Origin of the sequence: Polyangium fumosum (assembly GCF_005144585.1) — a bacterium.
GTDB classification, from domain to species: Bacteria; Myxococcota_A; Polyangia; order Polyangiales; family Polyangiaceae; genus Polyangium; species Polyangium fumosum.
Genome location: NZ_SSMQ01000021.1, coordinates 105,100 through 128,576, shown reverse-complemented (window position 1 = coordinate 128,576; position 23,477 = coordinate 105,100). Strand labels below are relative to the sequence as shown.

The window sequence follows — 23,477 nt, the reverse complement described above, 5'->3', positions numbered from 1 at the left end:
GGATGTCCCATGGCGATCCAGATCTTCGATACGCTCACACGACAGAAACAGACGGCGTTTCCGGATGGGCAAAAGCGCGTCGGCATGTACCTGTGCGGCCCCACCGTGTACGGCGACGCGCACCTCGGCAATGCAAAGACCGCCGTCGCGTTCGACGTCGTCCGGCGGTGGCTCGAATACCGCGGGCACGCCGTGCGGTTCGTGTCGAACGTGACCGACGTCGGACACATCACGGAGGATGCACTCGACGAGGGCCGTGATCGTATCGCCGAGCGCGCGGCACTCGAGCGGGTGGAGCCGATGGAGATCGCCGATCGGTACTTCTGGAAGTACTTCGATGAGATGGGCCGCCTCCACGTGCGCCGGCCCGACGTCACGCCACGCGCGAGCGGCCACATCCCGCAGCAGATCGAGCTCGTGGAGGATCTGCTCGCGCGCGGCCTCGCCTACGTGGCAGACGGGTCGGTGTACTTCCGGGTCGCGGCGTTCCCAGGCTATGGAAAGCTCTCGCGCCGCGTGATCGACGAGCTGTCCATCGGGACACGCGAGCTCGCGCGGTGCAGCAAGTCGGACCCGCGTGATTTCGCCCTGTGGAAGAAGGCCGACCCGTCCCACGTGCAGCGCTGGAAGTCGCCCTGGGGCGAGGGCTTCCCGGGCTGGCACCTCGAATGCTCGGCGATGGCCTTGCAATACCTCGGCGAGGGCTTCGACATCCACGCGGGCGGGCTCGATTTGCAGTTCCCGCACCACGAAGCGGAGATCGCCCAAGCCGAAGGCGCGGGCCGCCGTTTCGCGCGTCTCTGGATGCACGGAAACATGCTGACCGTGAACGGAGAAAAGATGTCCCGCTCGAAGGGCAATTTCATCACGCTCGCGGACTTCTTCGCGGAGCACGATCCGCTCCTCCTGCGGTTTCTCTTCGTGCAGAGCCATTACCGGGCGACAGCGGAGGTCTCGGCCGAGACGCTCCAGGCGGCAACCTCGGGCCTCCGCCGGCTGCGTGATCTCCGGCGCGAGCTCGCCCGGCGCGCGAGCAGCGGCCCCCCCGGCCATGCCGAGGCACTCGAAGCCCGCCTCGCCGCGGCGCGCGCCGCCTTCGAGACGGCCATGGACGACGATTTCGACACGCCCGCCGCCCTCGCGACCCTCTTCGTGCTCGCCCGGGATCTCCAGGCGGCACTCGCGGGCCCTGTCCCCCAAGGCACGATCCTCCACGCGCTCGAGCTCGTATCGTCACTCGGCGAAGGCGTGCTCGGGCTCTTGCCGGAGGAGCAAGACGCGCCGGACGCAGAGCGGTTCGATCGGGTGATGTCGCTCCTCCTCGCAGAGCGGGCGCGCCACCGCACGAACCGCGACTATACACGCGCCGACGCGCTGCGCGCGGGGCTCGCCGCCGCAGGCATCGAAATCGAGGACGGGCCCGACGGAGCCCGGTGGACCTTGTCCGCATGACACCTTGGGCCGTCCCGCCGGGGCGCTGCCCCGGTCCCCGCGGGGGGCTGTCCGCCCCCTCGACCCCGGACCAGCGAGGCGCTGGACCCAGGGTTGAAAAACTGCGCGGTGCGCAGTTTTTCAAACAGGCCGACGAAGAACCCAGGTCGCCAGCCGAACCCGCAGCGCGGCTGTCTCGGTTGGCAACGCCGTCGCTGGTCTTGACCCGGGCCTGTTCGATGAACTGCGCATCGCGCAGTTCATCGAGCCTGGGTCCAGCCCCTGGCTGGTCCGGGTGCAGGGGCGGACAGCCCCTGCTGGGGCCTGGGGCAACGCCCCAGCGCGGCGCCGTCCTCCTCACGCCGCCATTGATGCCGCGCCCCGGCGCTCGTCCCACCACAGCCGGAGCGCGTCTGATTTGTCCCCGACCGTGGCCTTCGCCGCGTCCTTCAGGCTTTGCTGCTCCTCGGGCGTCAGGTACCAGCTCAGGGCCGCGTCGCCGGGGAATTCGAACGTCACCTGCTGGAAGAAGCTCTCCCCGAATCGTTTGTCGAGGTGGAAGCGCCGGGCCACGGCCTCCACTTGCTCGTCGTTGCGGAAGCGCATCACGCTCTCTCGCGCCGCGAGCACGGCGGAGACGGGGGACGTGAGGCCTTCGAGGGCCCGCGCGATCCGGTCGTTGAAATGGTTGCCTGCGGGCTCTGGCCGCTCGATGCCGTCGCGGATTTGCACGAGCAGGATGCCGCTCACGTTCTGTTCGAGCCAGCTTGTCCGGAGCATTTCGTCGAGAAAACCACATGCGACGTTCACGCCGTAGTTGTCCCAGTAGCCGGCGTCCACGACGCGCCTGCGGGGTACGGTCGGCAGGGCGGCGGCGGGGGACACGAACGGGAAGGAGGCGCTCATCCGGGCCGCCGTCGCGAGGCGGAGCGTCTCCCGCGAGGGCACGGGAAAGAGCCGCGTGATCTCGTAGCCGGAGCGCGAATAGACCACGTGCTGGCCCTCGACGCCGATGGCCGGCCCGTGCTGGACGAGCAGCGTATCGAGGCAGAGATTCGAGATCAGGAGGCGTTTGCCGTCCTCGACGAGCATCGGGCTCCACACGAGCGAGGGGCGCCATCCGGCCCGCTCGTCGTGCCCGAGCCGCGAGAGCTTCGTGCCGAGGGCTGGCATGTTCTCCACGAACGCATGCTCCAGCGCCGTGCCGCGGTCGTAAAGCTCCCGGTGCACGGAGGGCCTTGCCCATGCCCCGATCCGCGCGGGCACGTCGCTGAACACGAGCGCCGCGGCCACGCGCGACAGGCACTCCTTGGCGACGTTGGCGACGAGCCAGTCCGAACCCTCGGCGTCCGCCGTGCGTTCTTCCGGCGCCTCTTCTTTGTGATACTCCGACGAATCGGCCGTGTGCGCCGGCCCTTCGAGCGTCGCCACCCAGTAGGCCGCGCCCACCATCCCGCCGGAGGCGCCGCTGATCATGCGCACGTGATAAGGAAATTCTCGGCGCGTGGGCTCATCGAGTTGCTTTTCGAGCTCGCGCAGCACGGCCGCGGTCCAGACCGACGCGCGGATCCCGCCGCCGCTCGTGCAGACCAGCACGAGGGGCCGCTTCTGGCCGTTCTCGTCCGTCCAGCGGAACTCCTCCACGGGCCGCGGCAAGAGCCCCCCGCCGTGCAGGCCGGGCGCCTCGTAGTCCGCGAGGTGCGTGTGCCCGGCCGCCTTGCACCCTTCGCGACAAGGCTCCTCCTCGATGTGCCGATACGCGTCCATCAAATCGGTGAACCGGGCCGCATATCGATTCCGGCCGAGCACGTAGAGCACCAGGATGGTCACGCCGACGAGCAGCAGGGAGTGCCATTCCTCCAGCCAGTACACGAAAAAGCCGTCGGTCGCGCCGAGCAGCGCGAGCAGGACGCAAAGCCCGGCGGCCGCGGGGATCTTCCTCGCCCGGAAGCAACTCGCCACGATGTACATCACGGCCAGCAGCGCGAAAAAGGCCGCCGCGTACACGTGCTCGTGCAGCATCCCCCGGGGCGCCTCCGCCCGCGAGGTCTGCGACAGACAGTCCCCGATCCCGTGGATGCACGGGCGAAACCGCTCGCCGAGGCCCTGGACGCGCGCCAGGATCGCGCCGTTCGTCCCCCCGAAGACGAACCCCAGCGTGAGGACGACGCCGAGCTCTGCGCCGAGCAGCGTGTACACGGTGGTCCCGAGATCGGCGAGCAGCCGCTTCGAGTCGCGCCGCGGGCGCCCGTCCCTCTTGCGGACGAAGCGGGAGACGAGGGAGACGAAGGCGACCGTCGCGAGCACGCCCCAGAGCGCGCCGAGGTAATTCAGGATGTCGAGGGGAATGCCCTGCCCGCGACACAGGTGCAGCTCGTCGGGCGAGACGAGGTAACTCACGTAAAAGAGCTCGCTCGCGAGCATCGCCAGGGAGAGCCCGATCGCGAACTGCGCCTTGCGGGTTTGCCCCCGGAACAGATACGGCAGCCCGAACGCGCGCCCGAGATCGTGAAAGAGCACCCCGAGGACCCCGATCAGGGGCCCGAGCAGCAGCAGGTGCCGCGAAAAGTCGAGGACCACGCGGAACAAGTACGGCGGCGTATCGAGGAGATTTCGGAAGGTCTCCGGCATGGATGGTCCTCGTCAGGGCGTCCGCGGCCAGCCGAGCCGGTGCAGGAGCGTCTCCAGGTATTTCCACGCCGGCGCCGCCTTCACGGTCGGGTCCCGATCGACCTCGTCGAGGAATCGTTGCAATTTGTCGGCGAGGCCGCGCTCGGGATCACTCAAGGCGCCCTCGAAGCGCGGGTGCAAGAGGTACGCGGTCGTCCCCGTCCTGGCGAGCAAGCTATCGAGGAAGAGCTCCAGCCGCCGCGCGGCGTGGGCCCATGCCTTGTCGCTCTCCTCGCTCCGGCCGGCCGGCGGCGACGTCGATTGCATGTTCACCCAGTCGAGATCGTTGCCCCAGAGGCTTTGCTCGAGCGGCGACGAGAAAAGCGACAGCGCCGTGCCGAACCGGCCGGCGGGCGAGGTCGCGTCCGCCTTCGCGGGGACACGCGCGCGCCGGACGGCGTCCGCGATCCGGTGGAAATTGTCGTCGCGGAGCGAGAACCCGATGAAGAGCATGTGACGCATCAGGAGCAGCGCTTGCACGATCCCCGCGAGCGCCTGCCGGCGGAGGTCGTATCGCATGTAATCCTCGCGGGTCAGCACGATGTTGTCGGGATCCGTCACGCACCCGTGCATCTTGAGCACCCATCGCGACGCCCCGGATTGGGGCTCGTGGGGCAGCACCGAGACGGTCATCCCGGCGGCCTGCGAGGCGCGCTCGAAGAGCGTATCGTAGTTCGTCGTGATGACCTCGCGCGAGGGCAGCGCCGCGAGCAGCGCGTGCGAGAGGGCATAGCCGTGGACCCGCGCGAAGGCGTCCGCGATTCTCTCCCCGAGGATACGCTTGCTCGCCTGCGGCGGCAGGCCCGTCTCCATGCGCAGCTCGATGACGCGTGCTTGATCGAGCGCGCCGAGCTCCTTCAGCGCGCCGAGCTCCTCCTCGGTCATCCCCGCGTTCCGGGCGAGGTCCCGCAAGAGCCCGCCCCAATCCGGCAATCCGGCATTCTTGCTGACGCCGGCGCCGACGAAGAGGACGAGGTCTCCATTCGCGGCGATGTGCGCGAGCCGCTCCCCCTTGTGCCACAGCCGCTCGTCGAGGTCGGGCCAGGCCGCGGGGTTCGCCTCGCGTTGCGCCTGCGCCGAGGCATACGTGAGCTCGTCGTTGCTCACGAGCGCGATGTCCACGTCCTTCACGGCCGCCATTTTTTGCAAGACGGGGACGAGCGCGCGCACCACGTCGCCGGTCCAGTGGCGTTTTCCGCCGTACCGCGTGCCGATGACCGGCAGGGCGAGCAAATGCTTGGCCCGCCCATTGCGCGGCGGCGTCGCGTGCGCGTGCAGATCGTCCGTCACGCGCTCGATGAACTCTTCCGCGCCCGCGACGAACCACGAGACGTCCGTGCTCGGGACGGCGGCGACGTTGCCGACCCAGGGGCGCGGCAGGTGGTCTTCCCATTCCACCACCTTCAGCATGCGCTGGGTCCCGCGCCGCCATTCTTCCGTCGGTTCGGCCCAGCGCTGGGCCCGGCCCTGGAGATGGTTGAACGAGCGCGTCCAGCTTCTCGACGGCATCGCGTCGATATCGCAGGGCACGAGCCACGCGTCGCACGAGAGCAGCGTGAGATCGCCGTGGACGATGAAGAGATGACCGCTCATCGGAGCCTCCATTCGCGCGCGTGCGCGAAGGCGCGGACGTTGTCCTTTCGGGCGAGGTAGAGCGAGCGGGTCCGGTCGTCGTGGATGTGCTCGGCGCGGACCTCGATGTGCCGCAACGCCTCGCGGAGGGCGTCCTTGGCGGCCGCGGCGTCTCCGGCCGCGTCCCACGTCTCGGCGACGGCGAGGCGGAAGGGGACGTCGAGATACCCGGCGCCGTCGAGCGCGAGGAACGAGGGGAGGCGCTTGTCCACGGTCGCGAGCGCCTCGTCCACGCGCCCGCAGGCGACGAGCGCGCGCAGGTGCGTGGCTGCGTGCCAGTACATGAGCATGCCGCCCGTGTCCCCCACGGCGTCGACGGCCCGCCGCGCGTGCGCCTCGGCGAGCGACGTTTGCCCGCGAACGAGCGCGATCTCCGCGAGGACACGGAAGCACGCCGCCTCGTAAAAGGCCCCCACGGGGGCGTCGAGCGCCCTCCGCGCGAGGGATTCGCTCTCCTCGAGGGCCGACGGGTCGTCTCGTTCGAGCAGCGCCTCGCTCAGGTAAAAGGCCGCATTCGCCGTTTGATACCCGTCCTGGATCCGCTCGGCGAGGGCGAGCGCCTTGCGCGTGGACGCCTCGGCGACGTCGAGGTCGCCGAGTTCCCGCGCCGCGAGGCCGTGGAGGACGTGCGCCAGGCAGAGCTCGTGGAAGACCTTCCCCTCGGCGAGCACCTCCATGGCGCTCTCGATGCGCGCGCGGATCTGCGTCAGGCAGGGCTCCACGTACATGGCGGCGAGCGAAAGCCAGAGGCGCGCGATGCCACGCGACCGGGGCTCTTCCAGCGCGTCGAAGTGCTCGAGGCGCGCCCGCGTCTTTCGGCGCACCTCCCCGAGCGTGCTCGGAAAAAGCGCCGTGGAGACAGAGTGCAGAATGGCGGTCGCGCAGACGAACGGGGGGAGCGCCTCGGGAGCAGGCTCCACCTGGCAAACCTCCTCCGCGAGCTTGAAGAAAGCATCAAACGCCCCCACCTGCGGCAAGGCGTGGATCATGCGCTCCGCCGTCCGGCACCACCAGAAGCTCCCTTGGGGCAGCATCGAGAGCGCTTCGCGCCCCGCCGCCGTGGACGCCTGCCACAAGCCGAGGCCGTATTTCGCGAGGGCGAGGATCGCAAAAAGCTCCCCGCGGAGCAGGCCCTCCGCCTCGCCGTCGAGCCCCTTCGCCGCGCGCTCCGCCGCCTGCCAGAGATCGTTCCGCCCGAGCGACTCCGCGGCGGCATTTGCGTAAAACCGCGCCGCCCGCGCGCGATCGCCGCCTTGCTCCGCGTGCCCCGCGAGCGCCATCGCATCGGCCTCGCCCGCGCCTTCGAGCCATGCACCCGCCGCGAGATGCGCGTTTTGCCGATCCGCTTCCGTGAGCAGCCCATACGCCGCGTCCTTCACGAGCGCGTGCCGAAAGCCCATCTGGGTTTCCCGAGGAAATCGGCTCTCCTTGTGCAGCTCGACGAGCTCCTCCTCGACGAGCCGGCCGAGCCACCCGTCGACGTCGTCGCGCGCGCCCCACGCCGCCACGATGCGTCGGACCCCGCCCACCCAAAATGTCTCGCCCACGACGCTCGCGGCGCGCAGGAGCCGCCGCTCGGGGGCCGATACCTTCGCGAGCCGCGCCTGGAGCATGGCCACGACCGTCTCCGGCGCCTCGTTCATGTTCCCCTGGGCGGCGGCCCGGATGAGCTCCTCCAGAAACAACGCATTGCCCTCGGAGAGCTTGACGATGCGCTCCACCGTCGCCGGGCCGACGGCCTCGCCGAGCACGGCCTTGACGAGCCGCTCGATTGCCCGCCGGCGGAGCGGCCTCAAGGTCATTTCGTACATCCGCGACGACGTCACGTTGGGGAACAGCTCGCGCGTCTCGGGCCTCCCCAGGCAAAACACGAAGAGCGGCATCTGCCCGGGGCTCCGCAAAAGGCTCCGCACGAGCTTCACGGTGAGCGCGTCGCCCCATTGCAGATCGTCGAGGACCAGGGTCACGGGCTGCGCCGCGCATGTGGCCGCCATCCACGTCGAAAACGCCTGCCCGATCTGCTCCTCCATGACGAGCGCGTCATTGCGCGCGGCCCAAAGCGGCGGGCTCGCCTCCGCAGGGAAGGGGACACCACACAACTCGCCGAGGAACTCGCCCACCTGCCGCCGTTTTCCCGCGTCGACGGGCTCGCAGAGCCGCTCGATCACCACCTCCCGCGCGCGCGCGGGATCCTCGACGGCGTCGAGACCCGCGTGCCTCCGCAAGGCGTCCCGCAAGAGCCCGTAGGGCGAGCCCGTCGTCAGCGGATCTCCGCGGCCGATGAGCAACGAGGTCTCGGGGTAGGCCCCGCGAATCCTGCGCGCGAGCTCCCCGACGAGCCTTGATTTGCCCGTTCCCGGCGGCCCGAGCAAGAGGAGGCCTTGGGGTTCGCCGTCCTCGATGGCCCGCCCGAGCAGGCTTTCGAGCTCCGTCAGCTCGACCTCGCGCCCCACGCAGGGCGTCGGTTTGCCGAGGAGCAGGCGCCCGGCGCCCTCGTCCGGCCGTTCCGCGAGCAAGAGCGTCGCATTCGCCTTGTCCTCGGTGACGAACCTCGGTTCGAGCAACGCGGCCGTGACGGCGTCGAGCCACACGCCCTCCTGCGCGTCGTGGCGCAGGCCTTCGAGCAGTTCTTTGGCGCGATCGATCGCCTCGCCCATGCGCGTCGTCCGCCCCAGCAAGGCGCGGCCCGTCACGACGCCGATCCGCGCGTCGGGCCGCAGCTCGCGTAGATACAATGCGCCTCGCGCGGCGATCCGCGCCTGATCCGTGACCATGCCACGCGCCGCGACGGCTGCGAGGATCGAGCCCTCCGCGAGCTCTTCCACATCGAACCCCATGCGCGGGAGCGCCTGCCGCGCCGCCTCGTCGCTGCCCTCTGGAGGGTCGAACGTCGCGAACACGAGCGTCACGAGCGTCTGCTCGCCGGCCCCGGGGGGCGGGGCGGGGACCAAGGACACGGGCAGGGTCTCCGGGGCCGTGAGCGCGGGCAGCTTGGCGACGAGGCCCCGGAGCGCCGCGCCGTCGCGCGGCCGTTGCTCGTCGTTTCGGTGCAGCATGCTCGCGAGCAGGTCTTCCCATGCTTGCGGGAGGGCGGGGCGAACCACGCGCACCGGGGCGGGGACGTCGTAAAGAATCCGCGCGAGTACGCCGGCCACGTGCTCGGCGTCGAAGGGGGGTTTGCCCGTGAGGCATTCATAAAAGATACACCCGAGGGAAAACACGTCCGTGGCCGGGCCGATTCTCCCGCCTTCGACGAGCTGCTCCGGCGCCATGTATTGGGGTGTCCCCACGAGGTGGCCCGTCGCCGTCAGCCGCTTCGTCGCGTTCATCGACCGCGCGATGCCGAAATCGAGCAGCACCACGTCCGTGCTCCTCCCGCCGCGCAGCCGCAGGTTCGCCGGCTTCACGTCGCGGTGCACGATTCCCTCGGCGTGCACCGCCGCGAGCGCCTCGGCCGCGCACGCGAGCACGTGCTGCGCGTCGTCCGCGGCGAGCGGCCCGCGCTCGATCACACAGCGCAAATCCTCGCCGTCGATCCATTGCATCACGAGGTACGCGTGGCCGGCATCCAGGAAGCCGCGCGCCACGGAGCGCACGATGCGCGGGTGCTTGACCCGGTCCAGCAGCGCGGCCTCGCGTTCGAAGCGGGACGCCGCGTCCGTGGCCTCTGCCGGCAGCGGGATGAGCTTGAGCGCGACCGCCGCGCCCTCCGCACGGTCGAGGGCCCGATAGACCGTGCCCATCCCGCCCCGCGCGACGAGGTGCTCGACCTCGAACCGTCCGGCGACCACCTCGCCCGCCGACAGGACACGCTGCATCCGGGGACCTCCGACCGTACGCACGGCCGTGGCAGCTTACCCGACGCGCGGAAGTCCTGTCCATGCACGGAGCCGCGCGGCTTCGTGGTGCGCGGCCTGCGTGGGCGCGGCCGCAAAGGTCGTCGACGGGGTCCCTGGTCGTCGTGGACACGCTCGCAGAGGGCGTGGACGTGAAGGGCGGAGATGTCCTCGTCCTGCCTGGAGGCCGTCGACATGCAGGAGGGAAGGTGTGCTCACCCTCCGGGAAGCTGTCGACGTGGTGGGGGGAAGGCGTGGTCGTCCTGCTTGGAGGCCGTCGACATGCAGGAGGGAAGGTGTGCTCACCCTCCCGGAAGCTGTCGACGTGGTGGGTGGAAGGCGTGGTCGTCCTGCCTGGAGGCCGTCGACATGCAGGAGGGAAGGTGTGCTCACCCTCCGGGAAGCTGTCGACGTGGTGGGTGGAAGGCGTGGTCGTCCTGCCTGGAGGCCGTCGACGGGCAGGAGGGAAGGTGTGTTCACCCTTCCGGCAAGGTGCGCACGGCTTCGAGGCAAGGTGTCCTCGTGGTTCCCCTGCCGCGTGCGCGTCCTGCTCGAGGGCTCACTCGTACCATGTCGGCACGATTGCGCGGACCTCCGGGAGTGCTGCGATCCGGCAGAGCTTGTCCCACGCCGCGTCCACGAGCGCGCCGTGGTGGGCGACGCACTCGGCCTCGCCCGTGGGGAAGAAATAAAGCGTCTCGGCTGGTAGATTGCAGCCTGCGCGGCCGCGGGACGAGCCTGCTTCGATCGACGGCGCGATCTCCCGGACGTGCGCGAGCAGCGCCTCGTTGCCCGTTGGCAGGCAAAACTCGACCGAGCCGTCGTTCATGCACCCGGTCGCCTGCGTGAATGCAAGCTCGCTCGTCGGGCACGAGGAGGCCAGGGGGGAAGGCGCGTCGACCTGCGCATCACCGGGCGGGGACGCGCAGCTTGCGAGTCCCAGGGCGAGGAGGAGGGACAGGCGCGGCGTGTTCATGGCTGGCTTCCGATGGGGAGGCGCGATATCAGGTTTCACGTGGAGATCTTCGTCTACAGCCGCGGCGCTGTCGAGCGGGTTGCGCCGCACGACGTCCCCCACGTGATTATCTAGGGGCTCACGGGCGACGACGCCGACTACTTTCGCCGATATCGGCCGAACATGCGGGTGTATCGGACGATGCTGGAGACCTACTACGACGCGCGCGACGTCGACCTCGCGGCCCGCAACACTTTCCGTGCGTGAAACGGACCTCGCCGGTCTTGCCACCGGCCCGTGGGAAGAACTGCGCATCGCGCAGTTCTTCCCCTTCGGTCCAGGCCGTGCCTGGTCCGGGGTCGAGGGGGCGGACAGCCCCCCGCGGGGTCCGGGGCAGCGCCCCGGCGCGGCGTATCGCGGCCCCACGGGACGTGGATCGCTCGGCACTTGGTTCGCGTGGGTTGACAGCTCACCGTCATACCGATGTCATGGTGCGTCGTTCGCCCTTCCTTCCATGGGATGGGTGACGACAGGAGATCATGAACATGAGGACCTTCATCAAGGACGGTCGCGTGACGCGCGCTGCGCGAAACTCGGCCGTGCTGCTTCTTCTGGTCGGGCCGGGGTGCGCGACCAGCACGGAACCATTGTCGGAAGAAACGGCCGAGAGCACGGAGGCGAGCCAACGACCGACGTCCTTTTTATCGGCGGACCCTATGCCTCCCGTGTGGACGTGGGGTGAGGAGGAAGAGGAGGAAGAAGAAGAGGAAGAGGAGCGGCAAGCTTTTGCGGGGGGCGACGAGGAGGCCGTAGCGCCGAGCGCGGCGCTCGCGCAGGGCGACATCTACGAGGTGCTCGGCGATGGACATGTGCTCCATCTGAGCCGCTTTCGGGGTTTGCAGATCATCGACGTGCAGGACCCCGAGGACCCGCGCATCGTTGGTCGGCTGCCGATCTCCGGGGACGTGGTCCAGATGCACGTCAAGGGGGATCGCGCGCTCGTCGTGATGAGCGGTGGCCTCGCGTATCGCTCCGATCTGGCCCGGCTCGCGATGCACGACAGCCTGGGCGCGTACATTCTGGAGGTCGACATCAGCGACCGTGAGGAGCCGGAGGTTCGCTCGCGGACGTTGCTGTCGGGCACGGTCAAGGCGACGCGCTTCGAGAGCGGCGCGAATGGGGACGCGCTTTACGTGGGCACCACCGAGCATGGCTCGTTCCCCGTTCCCGGGTCCCCCTGGCCCGAGGCGCGGCACCAGACCTACATCAAGCGATTCGCCTTGACGAGCAACGGCCTCGCGCTCACGAGCACGGCCGGGTTCCCCGGCGATTTGCGGGGCCTCGTGCACCAGGGCAACGCGCTGGTCGCCGTGCACACCCAGAAGGTCGCCCGGGATCCGGCGACGCACGTCTCCATCGTCGACATCGGCGCGGGCGGCGCGCTCAGCGTGCGCGGCACGGTCGTCGCGCCGGAGGTCATTCCCTCCGAGGGCCACGTGGATCTACGTGGGCAGACGCTTCGGGTGATCTCCGGGCTGAAGGTCGACTTTCCCACGGCCGTCGCGCGCCTGCAGACGTGGAGCACGTCTGGACCGGGGAACCCCACGCCGATCGAGACGGTGGAGTTCGCGCCGGGCGCGTCCATTCAGGGGGCGTTGTTCACCGACGACAAGGCCTACGTCTCGACGACGCTGGTGCAGAATGGGACGTTCCACGTGTTCTCCGTGGACGCGGCCGGGCACGTGACGCTGCTCGGCACGTCACCCGAGCAGGGCGCGGAGGATCATCTCCGCTCGGTCTTCGGAGGCAGCCGGCTGATCAGCGCCGGTCGGGTCGGCAAGTCACCTTACCAGTATGCCGTGAGCCTGTTCGACGCGAACAGCTCGAATCCGCTGCTCGTGCGCGCCGCGGTGGACCCGATTGCGTCCGATGCTTCTTCGTCGCCGGATCTCCGTCAGACCGGGCGCGCCTTCACCGTGCTCGAGAATGCCGTGACGGTGCAGGCGCCGAGCGGCGAGACGGAGACGGGGCTCGCGCTTTTGCCCTACAACAACGGCGACTGGAGCAACACTCCGTATATCTCCGGCGTGCAGCTCTTCACGTTCTCGGGCAGCACGGTCACGCGGCGCGGGTTCCTGCCGCTGAACAGCCGCATGCAGCGCGCCTTCCCCACCTCGGGCACGGTCACCGCAGGGCTGACCGCGACCGAGTTCGGCCTGTACGATCGAAGCGACGTCGACAACCCCACGCAACAAGGTCACCTCTTCCTCGCGCCGAACTACCTCGGCATCTTCCGGTACGGGAATTACCGGGTGCGCGTGCAGAACCCCGAGGACACGAGCTACTGGAACAAGCCAAACGCGAAGGCGCGCGTCGAGGTGATCTCCCGATCGGGAGAGGCCCAATACGCGCCGACGCTCGCGAGCATCGAGGTGCCGCCGAACGCGTACTATTACAAGGTGGGCAACCTGCTCACGGTCGTGCGGAGTTTGAAGTGGCTGGAGTACACGGTCACCATCATCGATCTCTCGGATCCGCTGCATCCCCAATCGAAGGGTGATTTCGTGGCCACGGGGCTCCCGTTCACCGGGAGCATCGAGCCCGTCGTGCACCCGACGCACACGTCGCTCACGTTCGTGGCCGTGCCGTCCAACCCGACGTACCAGGTCGGCGGCGATGTGGACGCCTGCTGGTATCAGACGCTCGAGCAATTCTCGACTTGTTACGGCCAGGAGGGTTGCACCTACTGGACGGGCAATCTGCACTGCCAGGCGCCGCTCGGCACAGGGCAATACGGCTGCGATGGTGGCTTCGCGCAATGCACCTATCACGTCGGCGCCGACCCCACGTGCGTGCAGGTCGATTTCGCGACAGCACAGCCCTACATCGTCGGCGGCTGCCAGCCCGCGACGACCTATCGCGAGGTCCGGCACGCCAGCGTCGGCGTGCTCGATCTCTCGGATCCAGCGCACCCGGCCGTACGTCCCACCATCAGCTTCGCACCCGAAGAAGAATACGTGAGCAAATTCTCGGACGGCGAGGACATGTACATCACGACGAAGCAAGCCGCCACGAAGCCAGGTGATCCGCGTCCGCACGCAAAGTATTACGTGGAGCACATCGACCTCGGGCAATCAAGCCAGCCAGTCGTGTCGAAGATCAACGTGCCCGGTCGCGTCGTCGGAATCGACGACGACGAACTGACCCTGCAGGACCCCGTCTGGGGCGACGTGTTCCTGGAATCCGCCGTCGCCCGCGTGGTGCTCGACGACGGTCTCGCCGCGCTGAAAAACTACCAACGATTCCCAGGCCGAGCGGTGACCTCCGTCGTCGCCGACGAAGACGGCCGGCCCGCCGTGACGCACGGTCTCGGCTGGAAGCCCTTCTGGTCGTACCACAACGGGCAGCCATGGGATTCCCGGCCCATGTTGACGCTCCTGAAGCCAGCCTCCGGCTCCGGCGTGCGCGGCTATACGGTGCGCGGGCAATCGCTGATCCAACTGTGGATGAGCCTCACCGCAGCCCGCGGGGACCATCTCTTCTTCAACGTCCCCGGCGGCGTACTCACCGTGGCCTCAAAGCAGACCCCAAAGGCCCTGAGCTTCTTCCACATCCCCGCCCAAGGCACCTACCCCGAATACTACCCCGAGCCGCAGCCCGCCCTGCTCGTCGACGGCGACGACATCCTCTACGCCCTCGGACGTCGCGGCATCGTACAGTCCGAGGACGACGACGTGAATCTGCCCGGAAGCCAGTAGCTCTCCCGCAAAGGCGCGGAGCCGGGAGCCGGGAGCCGGGAGCCGGGAGCCGGGGCGCTGCCCCGGACCCCGCGGGGGGCTGTCCGCCCCCTCGACCCCGGACCAGGCACGGCCTGGACCGAAGGGGAAGAACTGCGCAATGCGCAGTTCTTCCCACGGGCCGGTGGCAAGACCGTGGAGGTCGTCGCACGCAGCGGCACTTCGCCGATTGAAACGTCAGCGCTGCCGTCTTGGCTGGCAGGATCGCCTGTGGTCTTGCCACCGGCTGTTCGATGAACTGCGCATCGCGCAGTTCATCGAGCTTGGGTCCAGCGCCTCGCTGGTCCGGGGTGGAGGGGGCGGACAGCCCCCTCCTGGGGCCTGGGGCAAAGCCCCAGCGAGAGGCGCCCTCAATCCGATGATTTCGCTGCGAATGCGGCTCGGATGACGTCGGGGCGGCGCAGGCCGTAGCCTATCCAGGCGAGGACGCCCATGAGGGGGGGCATGAACCATGGGTCGCTGACGCGGACGTGGATGGCTGTGGCGCCGCCGAGGTAGGCGGCGACGAGGATGGCGCCGACGAAGGCTGTGCGGGGGATGAGGAACAGGAGGACGCAGGCGATCTCGACGATGCCGATGGCGGGGTATTTTTCGATGGGGAGCCCGAGGTGCTGCGCTGTTTCGAGGACGCCTGGGGGCGGCGGCTGAATGAATTTGCCGGCTGCGCTGATGACGCCCATGAAGAGGGCGACGAGCCCGGAGAGCGCCCATCCGGCGATGGTGAGTTTGCGTGAACCCGCGGAGGTTTCGGCCATGGCGCGGATGGAAGGTCTGAACGCGCGCCCGCGTCAAGGTGGAAGCACGTCGTCACGCCGCGCCGGGGCGTTTGGCGTGCTGGAACACGGCTACTGCCCGGTGCGCGTGAGGCCGTGTTGTTTCATGACCTTCTGTACGAATGCTCTGCCCACGTCTGCGAGCTGCGCTGCCCGGGATACGTTTCCGTCGGTGCGCCGGAGTGCTTCGAGGAAATATCCTTTTGTGTATTGCTCGACGAGCCGCTCGCGCCCGACGTGGTAGGGGACCTGGATGTCCACCTCGACCCGCGCGGGGGAGGTTTCTCTTGTGCCCTGCGCGGGGCGGGTCGTGTCGGGGAGCCCGAGGGAGAGCATGAGCTCCACCCGGTTCCGGAGCTCGCGCACGTTGCCTGGCCATGGCATCGACTTCATTTTTTCTAGAATGGCGTCGGGGAGCGGCGCGGGCGGGTTCGGCCGGTCGCGCCATTCCTTCTCGAAATGGCGCACGAGCAGCGGGATGTCCTCGACCCGCTCCCGCAGGGGTGGCAGCCGGACGGGCAGCACGGCGAGGCGGTAGTACAGGTCCTCGCGGAAGCGATCTTTGTCGACTTCGATCGCGAGATCGCGGTTCGTGGCGGCGATGATGCGGACGTCTACCTGCCCGTCCTTCTCCGCGCCGAGCGGGCGGATCACGCGTGCTTCGAGCGCGCGGAGCAGCTTGGGCTGGAGCTCGAGCGGCAGCTCGCCGATTTCGTCGAGGAAAAGCGTGCCGCTCTCCGCCTCCCGGAACCGGCCTTTGCGAGCGCTGACGGCGCCCGTGAAGGCGCCGGCGACGTGCCCGAACAGCTCGCTCTCGATCAGGTTTGCCGGGACGGCCGAGCAGTCGAAGACCACGAAGGGTCGATCCTTCCGTTTGCTCTTGGCGTGGATGGCCGCGGCGGCCACTTCCTTTCCCGTGCCGGTCTCTCCTTCGAGCAGCACGGTCCCATCGGCGTCTGCGAAGCGCTCGAGGAGCGCGTAGACGCGCCGCATCGCGATGCTCTTGCCGATGAGGCCGGCGAAATGGTCGTGGTCCGGGAGCGGGAGCTCGATTTCGTCTTTGAGCATGCGGAGCCGGATGGCCGAGGCGCCGAGCACGATCGTCGCGTTGGGCCGGGCGTAGGCGTCCTTGATTCGCACGTCGTCCACGTAGGTGCCATTGCGGCTCTTCGTATCGAGGACGCGGATGGCGTCGCCTTCGATCCGCAGGGAGAGGTGGACGTGGCTGACCGTTCGGTCGGGGATGACGAGGTCGCAATCCGCGCCGCTCCCCACGCGCACCTCGGGCCCCGGCCGCTCGAACACCTTTCCGGCGAGGGGGCCTCGAATGCATTCGACGCTGATCTTGCGGGAGCGGAGGGAGAGACCGGTATCGGTCTCCACGGGCCACGTCGACTTCGCACCTTCGCGTTTCATGGACTTCGGCTATCTGCTCGCGCCGTGTCCCATGTCGATACCACCTTTGTGGTATTGCGTCGCGACCGGCGCGGGGCCTCTCCGTTCGCGGATCGTGGGGCGCGCGGCGGGTCTACGTTGCTACGGGGCGCGCCTTCTGACAGTCTCGGGGCAGGATGACCGTCGAGGAAACGTCCTGGGTGGGCCGCGTTTTGGATGTCCGATACCGCGTCGAGCGTGTCCTCGGTCAGGGCGGGATGGGGCTCGTCCTCGCCGTCCGGGATGCGGGGCACGACGCGTGGTTTGCGCTCAAGTTGCTCGTCGGGGAGAGGGCGGGAAGACTCGCGTCGGAGCAGCGGTTTCGGCGCGAGGCGGAGATCACGAAGCGCGTCCGGTCGCCGCACGTCGCGGAGGTGCACCACGTGGGGCGCCTCGTCACCGGCGAGCTTTACATCCTCATGGAGTACCTCGAGGGCAAGGATCTCGGCAAGGTGCTCGAACGCCGTGGCGCGCTGCCCTTTCAGGAGGCGCTGCAATACGTCATCCAGGCCTGCGCCGGCCTCTCGGTCGCGCACCGGGCGCTCCTCGCATTCGTCACGGAGGGATTGTCGTCGCATGCGGCGACCCTGCTGCGGGCGGCCGTGGTCTTCGCCGACGAACCTCTCTCCCTCCGCGCCTTCGGGCGTCTGCTCGATATGCCTGTCGGAGACGTCGCCGACGCGTGGGCGGAGCTCGATCGGTATGGCCTCGTGTGTCCCCGATCGACGCCGGAAGCGTCGCGCCTTCGCTCGGGGATGGCGTGGCAACACGCGCTCGGGGTCGAGCCTGCGTGGGTCGCGGCGTGCTTCGTCCGCGTCACGACCTGGCTGTCGAGGATGCCTGCGCTCTACCAGGAGATCGAGGCGCGGAGCGTTGGCGCTGTCGTCGTCGAGGTCAAACGACTCGCGCAAAGGGGAGCGGCCGCTGCGCCGAGATGGCTCGCCGAGCTGTCGCAGGTCCTGGGGGCGGAAGCGCCTCGCCTCGTGGACGAACCCGACGTGGATGCCATCGGCCGACGTCTCGGGCAAACCGTCCCCGAGGGAAAGCGCGCGCTCGCGCGCTATCCGCGCTTTCTCGCCCAATTGAGGGATGCGGCCCTGGAGCTCGGGTGCAATGACGTGCGCGAAGCTGTGGAGGCCGCGCTGCGCGAGGCGAACGCGCCCTGGCTGCGGAGGCGGACGTATCATCAGCAAGCGAAGCCGAAGTTGCTCGGGATCCACGATGCCACGGTGACGGCCGTGGCCGTGTCGGCGGACGGAACACGCGCGGTCTCGGGCGCGGCGGATGGTTCGCTTTGCGTGTACGACGTCGAGACGAGGAGCCTCCTCGCCGAGCTGCGCGGTCGCTCGGCCCCGCTGCGTCGCCTCGCCCTTTCGGCCGATGGGAGGATGGCCCTGTCGGCCGCGGAGGACGGCGCGCTCGAGGTATGGGATCTCGACGAGCGTCGTCGATGGTGCACGCTCGAAGGGCACGGCGCGCCCGTGGATGCCCTCGCGATCTCCGCCGACGGACGTCGCGCCGTTTCTGCGGCCGAGGATGGATTCGTTTGCGTGTGGGATCTACGAAAGGGGCGCGCGTTGCGGTCCCTGTCCCCCTATGCAGGGGTCCCGTGGTGGCCGATGTCCGTGGCGGCGTTGGCGTTTTCCGAGGACGACGGCCGGGTGATGGTCGCCTCGCCGCGCGGGACGATATGGTGGTTCGAGGTGGATTCCGGCGCCGTCGTTCGATCCCTCGGGATCCACGAATCCCCGCTCGGGTTTTCGCGCACGTCTTCGCGGACGCTCGTTCACACGAAGGGGCCCTTCGGCGGGCTGCGATTCCGGGACGTGGAGAGCGGCGCGGTCGTGTGCGAGGTCGGCGCGACGCTGGTCATGGATCCCGCGCCCGTGGCCGCCTGCGGCGAGCATTGCATCGTCGCCGAGAAGGACGCCGTCGCGAGGGTCTACAGCCTGGAGACGGGCGAGCTCCGCCGGAGGCTCGTGCGCCATCGGCCCGGTGGGGAGCCGTATCTCCATCAATATTATGGTACGACGGGGCATACGGGGCGCGTCACCGCGGTGGCGGCGAGCCTCGATGGAAGGACGGCGATCACCGGGGGAGCGGACCACATGGTCCTCTCTTGGGATGTCGAGCATGGCCCGGTGGCCCGGTACGAGGAGAAGACGGGTCCGGCCCGGGAGGATGTGGAGATCTCTGTCCTCGTCATGACGCCGGAGGGGGAGCAGGTGATCACCACGTGCGGGAGCGGCAAGGATCTCACGGTATGGGACGTGCGGACGGGGGAGCCCGTGCGGACGCTGCGCTTGCCCGACGGCGTAAAGCACCCGAACGAGCGTTTCAGGGTCGCAGGACGCCGCGCCTACATCGTCGGCGAAGGCGCGGTGCACGTGCTCGACCTGGACAGCGGGAACCCTTGGGTCGCGTCGGCGAGGGCCCGGGCGCTGGCGGGATCACGATCCACGCAGGGCCCGAGCAACGCGAAAGCGTCGCGCCTTTGCAAGGGACCGATCTCGACCTTCGTACAGGAGAGCGCGAGATCATAACCCTCCGTGGTGAAGAGCGCCTTCTCGGCGCCGGGAATCTGCGCGGGGCTCTTCGACGGCAAAGCCCCGCCGAGGGATACGAAGAGCCCGAGCGGCGGCTCCGAACGCTGCCGCTGCTGCTGCATTGCCTGCCGCATCCTGTCGCGCACGTCGCTTTCGCCCCACGGCGAGGGCGCGCGACGGGAGCGCGCCTGCCATGCGTCCGCGTCCCAGCCGCGCCGACCGGGCAATTGTTCATGCACCACCCCGAACACGCCGCGGTAGGCCTCGTGGTAGCGATAGGCATACTCGACGACGAGCGCCGTCACCCCCACACCCCCGCCCACCACGTCGCGCGCGGCGCGCACGACGACGACATTGCTGCGCTGGAGGGCCGCGTGGATCTGCGCGAGCTCGGCTCCACGGCCGACGAACCGATCGTCGCGCCGGAACGGCAGGGAACACGGGGACGTATCCATGGCCCGTGGGATCGTATCACGCCCCCGCGAATCACAACCGCGCCTGCGCCACGCGCAAGAGGCTCCGTTCGCGTGGACGTGGTGTTCGGTACGGAAAAACACCGCTGCACGAGGGAGCCGTTACGTCGCGGGACAACGAGAGCGGAACGTCGGGGGTGCGTCGATGCGATCCGCTCCGACGAACCCTGGGTCACAGGCCGGTCGTTTCTTTCGAGGGCAGACGGGTATGTCTTGACGCCGCCGAAAAACTTCGGGTCTATGGAGGTGCAAATTTACGATTCCTCCCTTTCTTTCAAAGAGGTGGATGGTGAGGAGAAACGGTAGACTCAATTCCTCGGTGACGAGGTTTCTGGCATCGCTGGCAACAGCGGCGGTGCTCACCGCGGGCCTGGGGTCGCTCTCCGGCTGCTCCGGGGAAGACCCGGAAGGCACGGGAGGCCGTGCAGGCGCCGGCGGTAGCAACCAGGGCGGCGGCGGCAGCAACCAGGGCGGCGGCGGCAGCAACCAAGGCGGCGGCGGCAGCAACCAGGGCGGCGGCAGCAACCAGGGCGGCGGCAGCAACCAGGGCGGCGGCAGCAACCAGGGCGGCGGCGGCAGCGGCGGCCAGGGCGGCCAGGGCGGCAGCACCAGCGAGTGCATGGCGCCCGAGGACTGCCCCGGGACCGACACCGACTGCGCGAGCCGCACCTGCGACGAAGGCGTCTGCGGGGTCGCTTACGCGGCCCAGGGCACGGCGACGACCGATCAGTCGGCCGGCGACTGCAAGCAGAGCGTGTGCGACGGCATGGGCGAGATCACGAGCGTCTCCGATGCGACCGACGTGCTCGACGACGAGAACCCCTGCACCGCCGACCTCTGCGACGGCGACGCGCCCATCAACACCAACGCCGCGGCGGGCACGGCCTGCAGCGCCGGCGTCGGCAAGGTGTGCGACGGCGAGGGCGCTTGCGTCGAGTGCATCCAGGCGGCCGACTGCGCGAGCAACGTCTGCGTGTCGAACACGTGCGTTGCGGCCTCGTGCATGGACGCCGTGAAGAACGGGAGCGAGACCGACATCGATTGCGGCGGTCCGGACTGCACGCCCTGCAACGACGCGTCCCCCTGCGCCCTTCCGTCGGACTGCAAGAGTGGCGTGTGCACGGGCGGCGTGTGCGTGCCGCCGGCCTGCACCGACACCGTGAAGAACGGCGAGGAGACCGACGTCGACTGCGGCGGCCCGAGCTGCTCGCCCTGCGGCCCCGAGAAGGGCTGCTCGGTCGACGGCGACTGCGTGGGCGGTACCTGCTCGGGCTCGGTCTGCGTGCCGACCTGCACCGACGGCGTGAAGAACGCCAACGAGACCGACGCCGACTGCGGCGGCCCGCTCTGCAACAAGTGCGCGGACACGAAGACCTGCTCGATCGACACGGACTGCACGAGCGACGTCTGCAAGAGCGGCGTCTGCGCGGCGCCGGCCTGCAACGACGGCAAGCTGAACGGCACCGAGATCGGCCTGGACTGCGGCGGCCCGACCTGCGGCCCCTGCGGCGACGGCCTCCCCTGCACCGGCAACGCCGACTGCACGAGCGGCGTCTGCACGGGCAACGTCTGCCAGGCGCCCGTGTGCGGGGACGGCGTGAAGAACGGCGCCGAGCAGTGCGATGACGGCAACCAGGACGACACCGACGGGTGCGTCACGGGCTGCAAGACCGCGACCTGCGGCGACGGCTTCCAGCAGGCCGGCGTCGAGGCGTGCGACGACGGCAACCAGATCAACACCGACGGGTGCGTCGCGGGCTGCCAGGTGGCGACCTGCGGCGACGGCTACCAGCAGACGGGCGTCGAGCAGTGCGACGACGGCAACCAGGCGGCCGGCGACTGCTGCGCCGCGGGCTGCATGATCGAGGCGGGCTGCGAGATCGAGCCGAACAACACCTGCGCCACGGCGCCGGCGGCGGTCGCGGCGCCGGTGACGTTCCGGGGCTCGATCCGGCCGGTCGGCGATCAGGACTTCTACGCCTTCACCGTGCCCGCGACGGCGGATCTCAAGATCGAGACCTTCGACGGCACGGGGAGCACCTGCGCCAGCATCGACACGGTCATCGAGTTCCGCGGGTCGACCTGCACCACGGTGCTCGCCACGGACGACGAGAGCGGCATCAATAGCTGCTCGATGCTCACCTCGACCGTCAACACGCCCCTCCGGCGCGTGGCCCCGGGCACGTACTACGTGCGCGTCGAGGACTACCAGAACAACGGCCAGATCCCGAGCTACACCGTCCAGATCTCGTTCAACGCGCTCTGCGGCGACGGCGTGAAGGCAGGCTCGGAGCAGTGCGACGACGGCAACGTGGCGAACGGCGATGGTTGCGCCTCCAACTGCGTGATCGAGGGCAAGCCCGAGGTGGAGCCGAACGACACCTGCGCCGCGGCGACCGGCCCGTTCCCGGTGCCCGTGGGCGCCGAGGGCCTGCTCCTCAGCGGCGCGATCACGCCGATCGGCGACGACGACTGGTACGCCTTCACGCTGCCGGGCACGGCCGACGTGTGGATCGAGACGTTCGACGCGAACGGCCCCGGCACCTGCGCGTCGACGGTCGACACGGTGATCCAGCTCTACTCCGACTGCGCGACGCCGGTCGGCCCGGAGCAGGATCAAGGCGGAATCAGCAACTGCTCGCGGATCAACCCGAGCGTCAACACCTACGCGCGCAGGCTCCCCGCGGGGACCTACCGCGTGAAGGTGATCGACTACCAGGACAACAGCACCATCCCCGCCTACAAGCTCCAGGTGAAGATCACGGCGCTCTGCGGCAACGGCGTCAAGGAGGGCACCGAGGAGTGCGACGGCGGCCCGAGCTGCACCGCGACCTGCGACATCCTCCGCGAGGTGGTTTGCAACGACGGCATCGACGACGACAACGACGGGAGCATCGACTGCGCCGACTCGGAGTGCGCGCTCGGCTGCGGCCTCGCGACCCCGTGCGCGGCGGGGGAGAAGCTCGTGGTCTACAACTCGAAGGACACGCCCCTGGCCATCCCGGACTGGGACTTCACGTCGAGCACGATCAACGCAGGCGTCACGGGGACCATCCAGCGCGCGGCGGTGCGGCTCAACATCTCGCACCTCTGGATCGAGGACGTGGACGTCGAGCTCACGTCGCCGGCGGGCACGTTGATCGACCTGACCAGCGACAACGGCGGGGACGGCGCCAACTACGTGAGCACGGTCCTCGACGACACCTGCGCGAACCCCATCACCGCCGGGATGCCGCCCTTCACCGGGTGCTACTCGCCGGAGGCGCCGCTCGCCACGCTCAACGGGCAAGCGTCCGCAGGGGCGTGGAAGCTCGTCGTCAGCGACGACGAGGAGTACGTCTCAGGCACGCTGAACAACTGGTCGCTCGCGATCTGCGTGGCGCCCTGATGCGTTGACGCGCTGAGTTGCGCGCCATCAAGAAGGCCGCGCGGCGCCTCGATTTTGGGGGCGCTGCGCGGCCTTTGTTCATTTCATGCAGAGATCGTCCCCCGGCGGGTCGACCGAGGCGGGAGGGGAGGGGAGGGCACGTTTAGGCTCGTGAGACCTCACGAGGGGAGCGACCGCCCCTTGGCACGTGGTGCCACGAACGACAAAAAGAACGGCTCGAGGTCCACGCCGTGAGTGAACAGTCAGAGCGACGAAAGCGTCCGCGAGATACCGCCGTTGACATTGTGGTGTCCCAGCGCCGGGGGCGGCGGCTTCGCGACGTCACGCGATGCAGCAGGCCATGCGACTGACGGGCACCGTTCGATGACCGGCGCTGGCTGAGGAAGGCGGCGGAAGTGGGCCGAACAGGCCCCGCGAAGGCGCATGGCTACGCGCGTATCCCGCTAAGAAGAGGTGGATGGCATCGACATCAGGGCGCTCGCGTATCTGCGGTTGAGCCACTCGAGCAGGCGACAAGCCTGGTGAGCGCTACGATGGCCAGT

General features: G+C 69.0%; 10 protein-coding genes. 4 read left to right on the top strand and 6 right to left on the bottom strand.

Annotated elements, in window-relative coordinates; all coding sequences use genetic code 11:
- The first annotated feature begins 9 nt into the window (after window positions 1–9).
- On the top strand, window positions 10–1,452 hold the full coding sequence (cysS, locus tag E8A74_RS21220) for a cysteine--tRNA ligase (RefSeq protein WP_136930864.1): 1,443 nt from the start codon (window positions 10–12) through the stop codon (window positions 1,450–1,452).
- Between the two features lie 336 nt (window positions 1,453–1,788).
- Here the strand turns inward: cysS and E8A74_RS21215 are convergent, their stop codons facing one another.
- The 4 genes from E8A74_RS21215 to E8A74_RS21200 all read right to left on the bottom strand — a co-directional run bounded on the left by E8A74_RS21215 (window position 1,789) and on the right by E8A74_RS21200 (window position 10,545).
- Complete coding sequence (locus tag E8A74_RS21215) at window positions 1,789–4,062, bottom strand: patatin-like phospholipase family protein (protein ID WP_136930863.1); 2,274 nt, start codon at window positions 4,060–4,062, stop codon at window positions 1,789–1,791.
- Window positions 4,063–4,074: 12 nt separating this feature from the next.
- A complete protein-coding gene (locus E8A74_RS21210; protein ID WP_170229262.1) occupies window positions 4,075–5,694 on the bottom strand; it encodes an SIR2 family protein in 1,620 nt (539 codons plus the stop codon).
- The gene (locus tag E8A74_RS21205; protein WP_136930861.1) at window positions 5,691–9,551 is read right to left on the bottom strand and encodes a serine/threonine-protein kinase; all 3,861 of its coding nucleotides are present in this window, start codon (window positions 9,549–9,551) and stop codon (window positions 5,691–5,693) included. The genes E8A74_RS21210 and E8A74_RS21205 overlap by 4 nt, the downstream gene beginning before the upstream one ends.
- A gap of 577 nt (window positions 9,552–10,128) precedes the next feature.
- Window positions 10,129–10,545, bottom strand: a complete 417-nt coding sequence (locus E8A74_RS21200) for a hypothetical protein (protein WP_136930860.1) — start codon at window positions 10,543–10,545, stop codon at window positions 10,129–10,131.
- 695 nt (window positions 10,546–11,240) lie between these two features.
- On the opposite strand from E8A74_RS21200, the gene E8A74_RS21195 reads away from it, so the two are divergent.
- Entirely contained in the window at window positions 11,241–14,282 is a 3,042-nt protein-coding gene (locus tag E8A74_RS21195; RefSeq protein WP_136930859.1) for an LVIVD repeat-containing protein, read from the top strand.
- 389 nt (window positions 14,283–14,671) lie between these two features.
- Here the strand turns inward: E8A74_RS21195 and E8A74_RS21190 are convergent, their stop codons facing one another.
- Together E8A74_RS21190 and E8A74_RS21185 are read right to left on the bottom strand one after the other, a co-directional pair.
- Complete coding sequence (locus E8A74_RS21190) at window positions 14,672–15,076, bottom strand: DoxX family protein (RefSeq protein WP_136930858.1); 405 nt, start codon at window positions 15,074–15,076, stop codon at window positions 14,672–14,674.
- Between the two features lie 90 nt (window positions 15,077–15,166).
- Entirely contained in the window at window positions 15,167–16,510 is a 1,344-nt protein-coding gene (locus E8A74_RS21185; protein ID WP_136930857.1) for a sigma 54-interacting transcriptional regulator, read from the bottom strand.
- A 179-nt stretch (window positions 16,511–16,689) separates the two neighbouring features.
- Between E8A74_RS21185 and E8A74_RS21180 the strand changes: the two genes are divergently transcribed.
- Together E8A74_RS21180 and E8A74_RS21170 are read left to right on the top strand one after the other, a co-directional pair.
- On the top strand, window positions 16,690–19,071 hold the full coding sequence (locus E8A74_RS21180) for a protein kinase domain-containing protein (protein ID WP_170229261.1): 2,382 nt from the start codon (window positions 16,690–16,692) through the stop codon (window positions 19,069–19,071).
- A gap of 795 nt (window positions 19,072–19,866) precedes the next feature.
- Entirely contained in the window at window positions 19,867–22,935 is a 3,069-nt protein-coding gene (locus tag E8A74_RS21170; RefSeq protein WP_170229260.1) for a DUF4215 domain-containing protein, read from the top strand.
- Window positions 22,936–23,477 lie beyond the last annotated feature (542 nt).

What these genes read in the sequence shown, in the direction of transcription:
- cysS (WP_136930864.1), top strand. Translation starts at nt 10, where the DNA reads ATGGCGATCCAGATCTTCGATACGCTCACACGACAGAAACAGACGGCG.
- E8A74_RS21215 (WP_136930863.1), bottom strand. Translation starts at nt 4,062, where the DNA reads ATGCCGGAGACCTTCCGAAATCTCCTCGATACGCCGCCGTACTTGTTC.
- E8A74_RS21210 (WP_170229262.1), bottom strand. Translation starts at nt 5,694, where the DNA reads ATGAGCGGTCATCTCTTCATCGTCCACGGCGATCTCACGCTGCTCTCG.
- E8A74_RS21205 (WP_136930861.1), bottom strand. Translation starts at nt 9,551, where the DNA reads ATGCAGCGTGTCCTGTCGGCGGGCGAGGTGGTCGCCGGACGGTTCGAG.
- E8A74_RS21200 (WP_136930860.1), bottom strand. Translation starts at nt 10,545, where the DNA reads ATGAACACGCCGCGCCTGTCCCTCCTCCTCGCCCTGGGACTCGCAAGC.
- E8A74_RS21195 (WP_136930859.1), top strand. Translation starts at nt 11,241, where the DNA reads ATGCCTCCCGTGTGGACGTGGGGTGAGGAGGAAGAGGAGGAAGAAGAA.
- E8A74_RS21190 (WP_136930858.1), bottom strand. Translation starts at nt 15,076, where the DNA reads ATGGCCGAAACCTCCGCGGGTTCACGCAAACTCACCATCGCCGGATGG.
- E8A74_RS21185 (WP_136930857.1), bottom strand. Translation starts at nt 16,510, where the DNA reads ATGAAACGCGAAGGTGCGAAGTCGACGTGGCCCGTGGAGACCGATACC.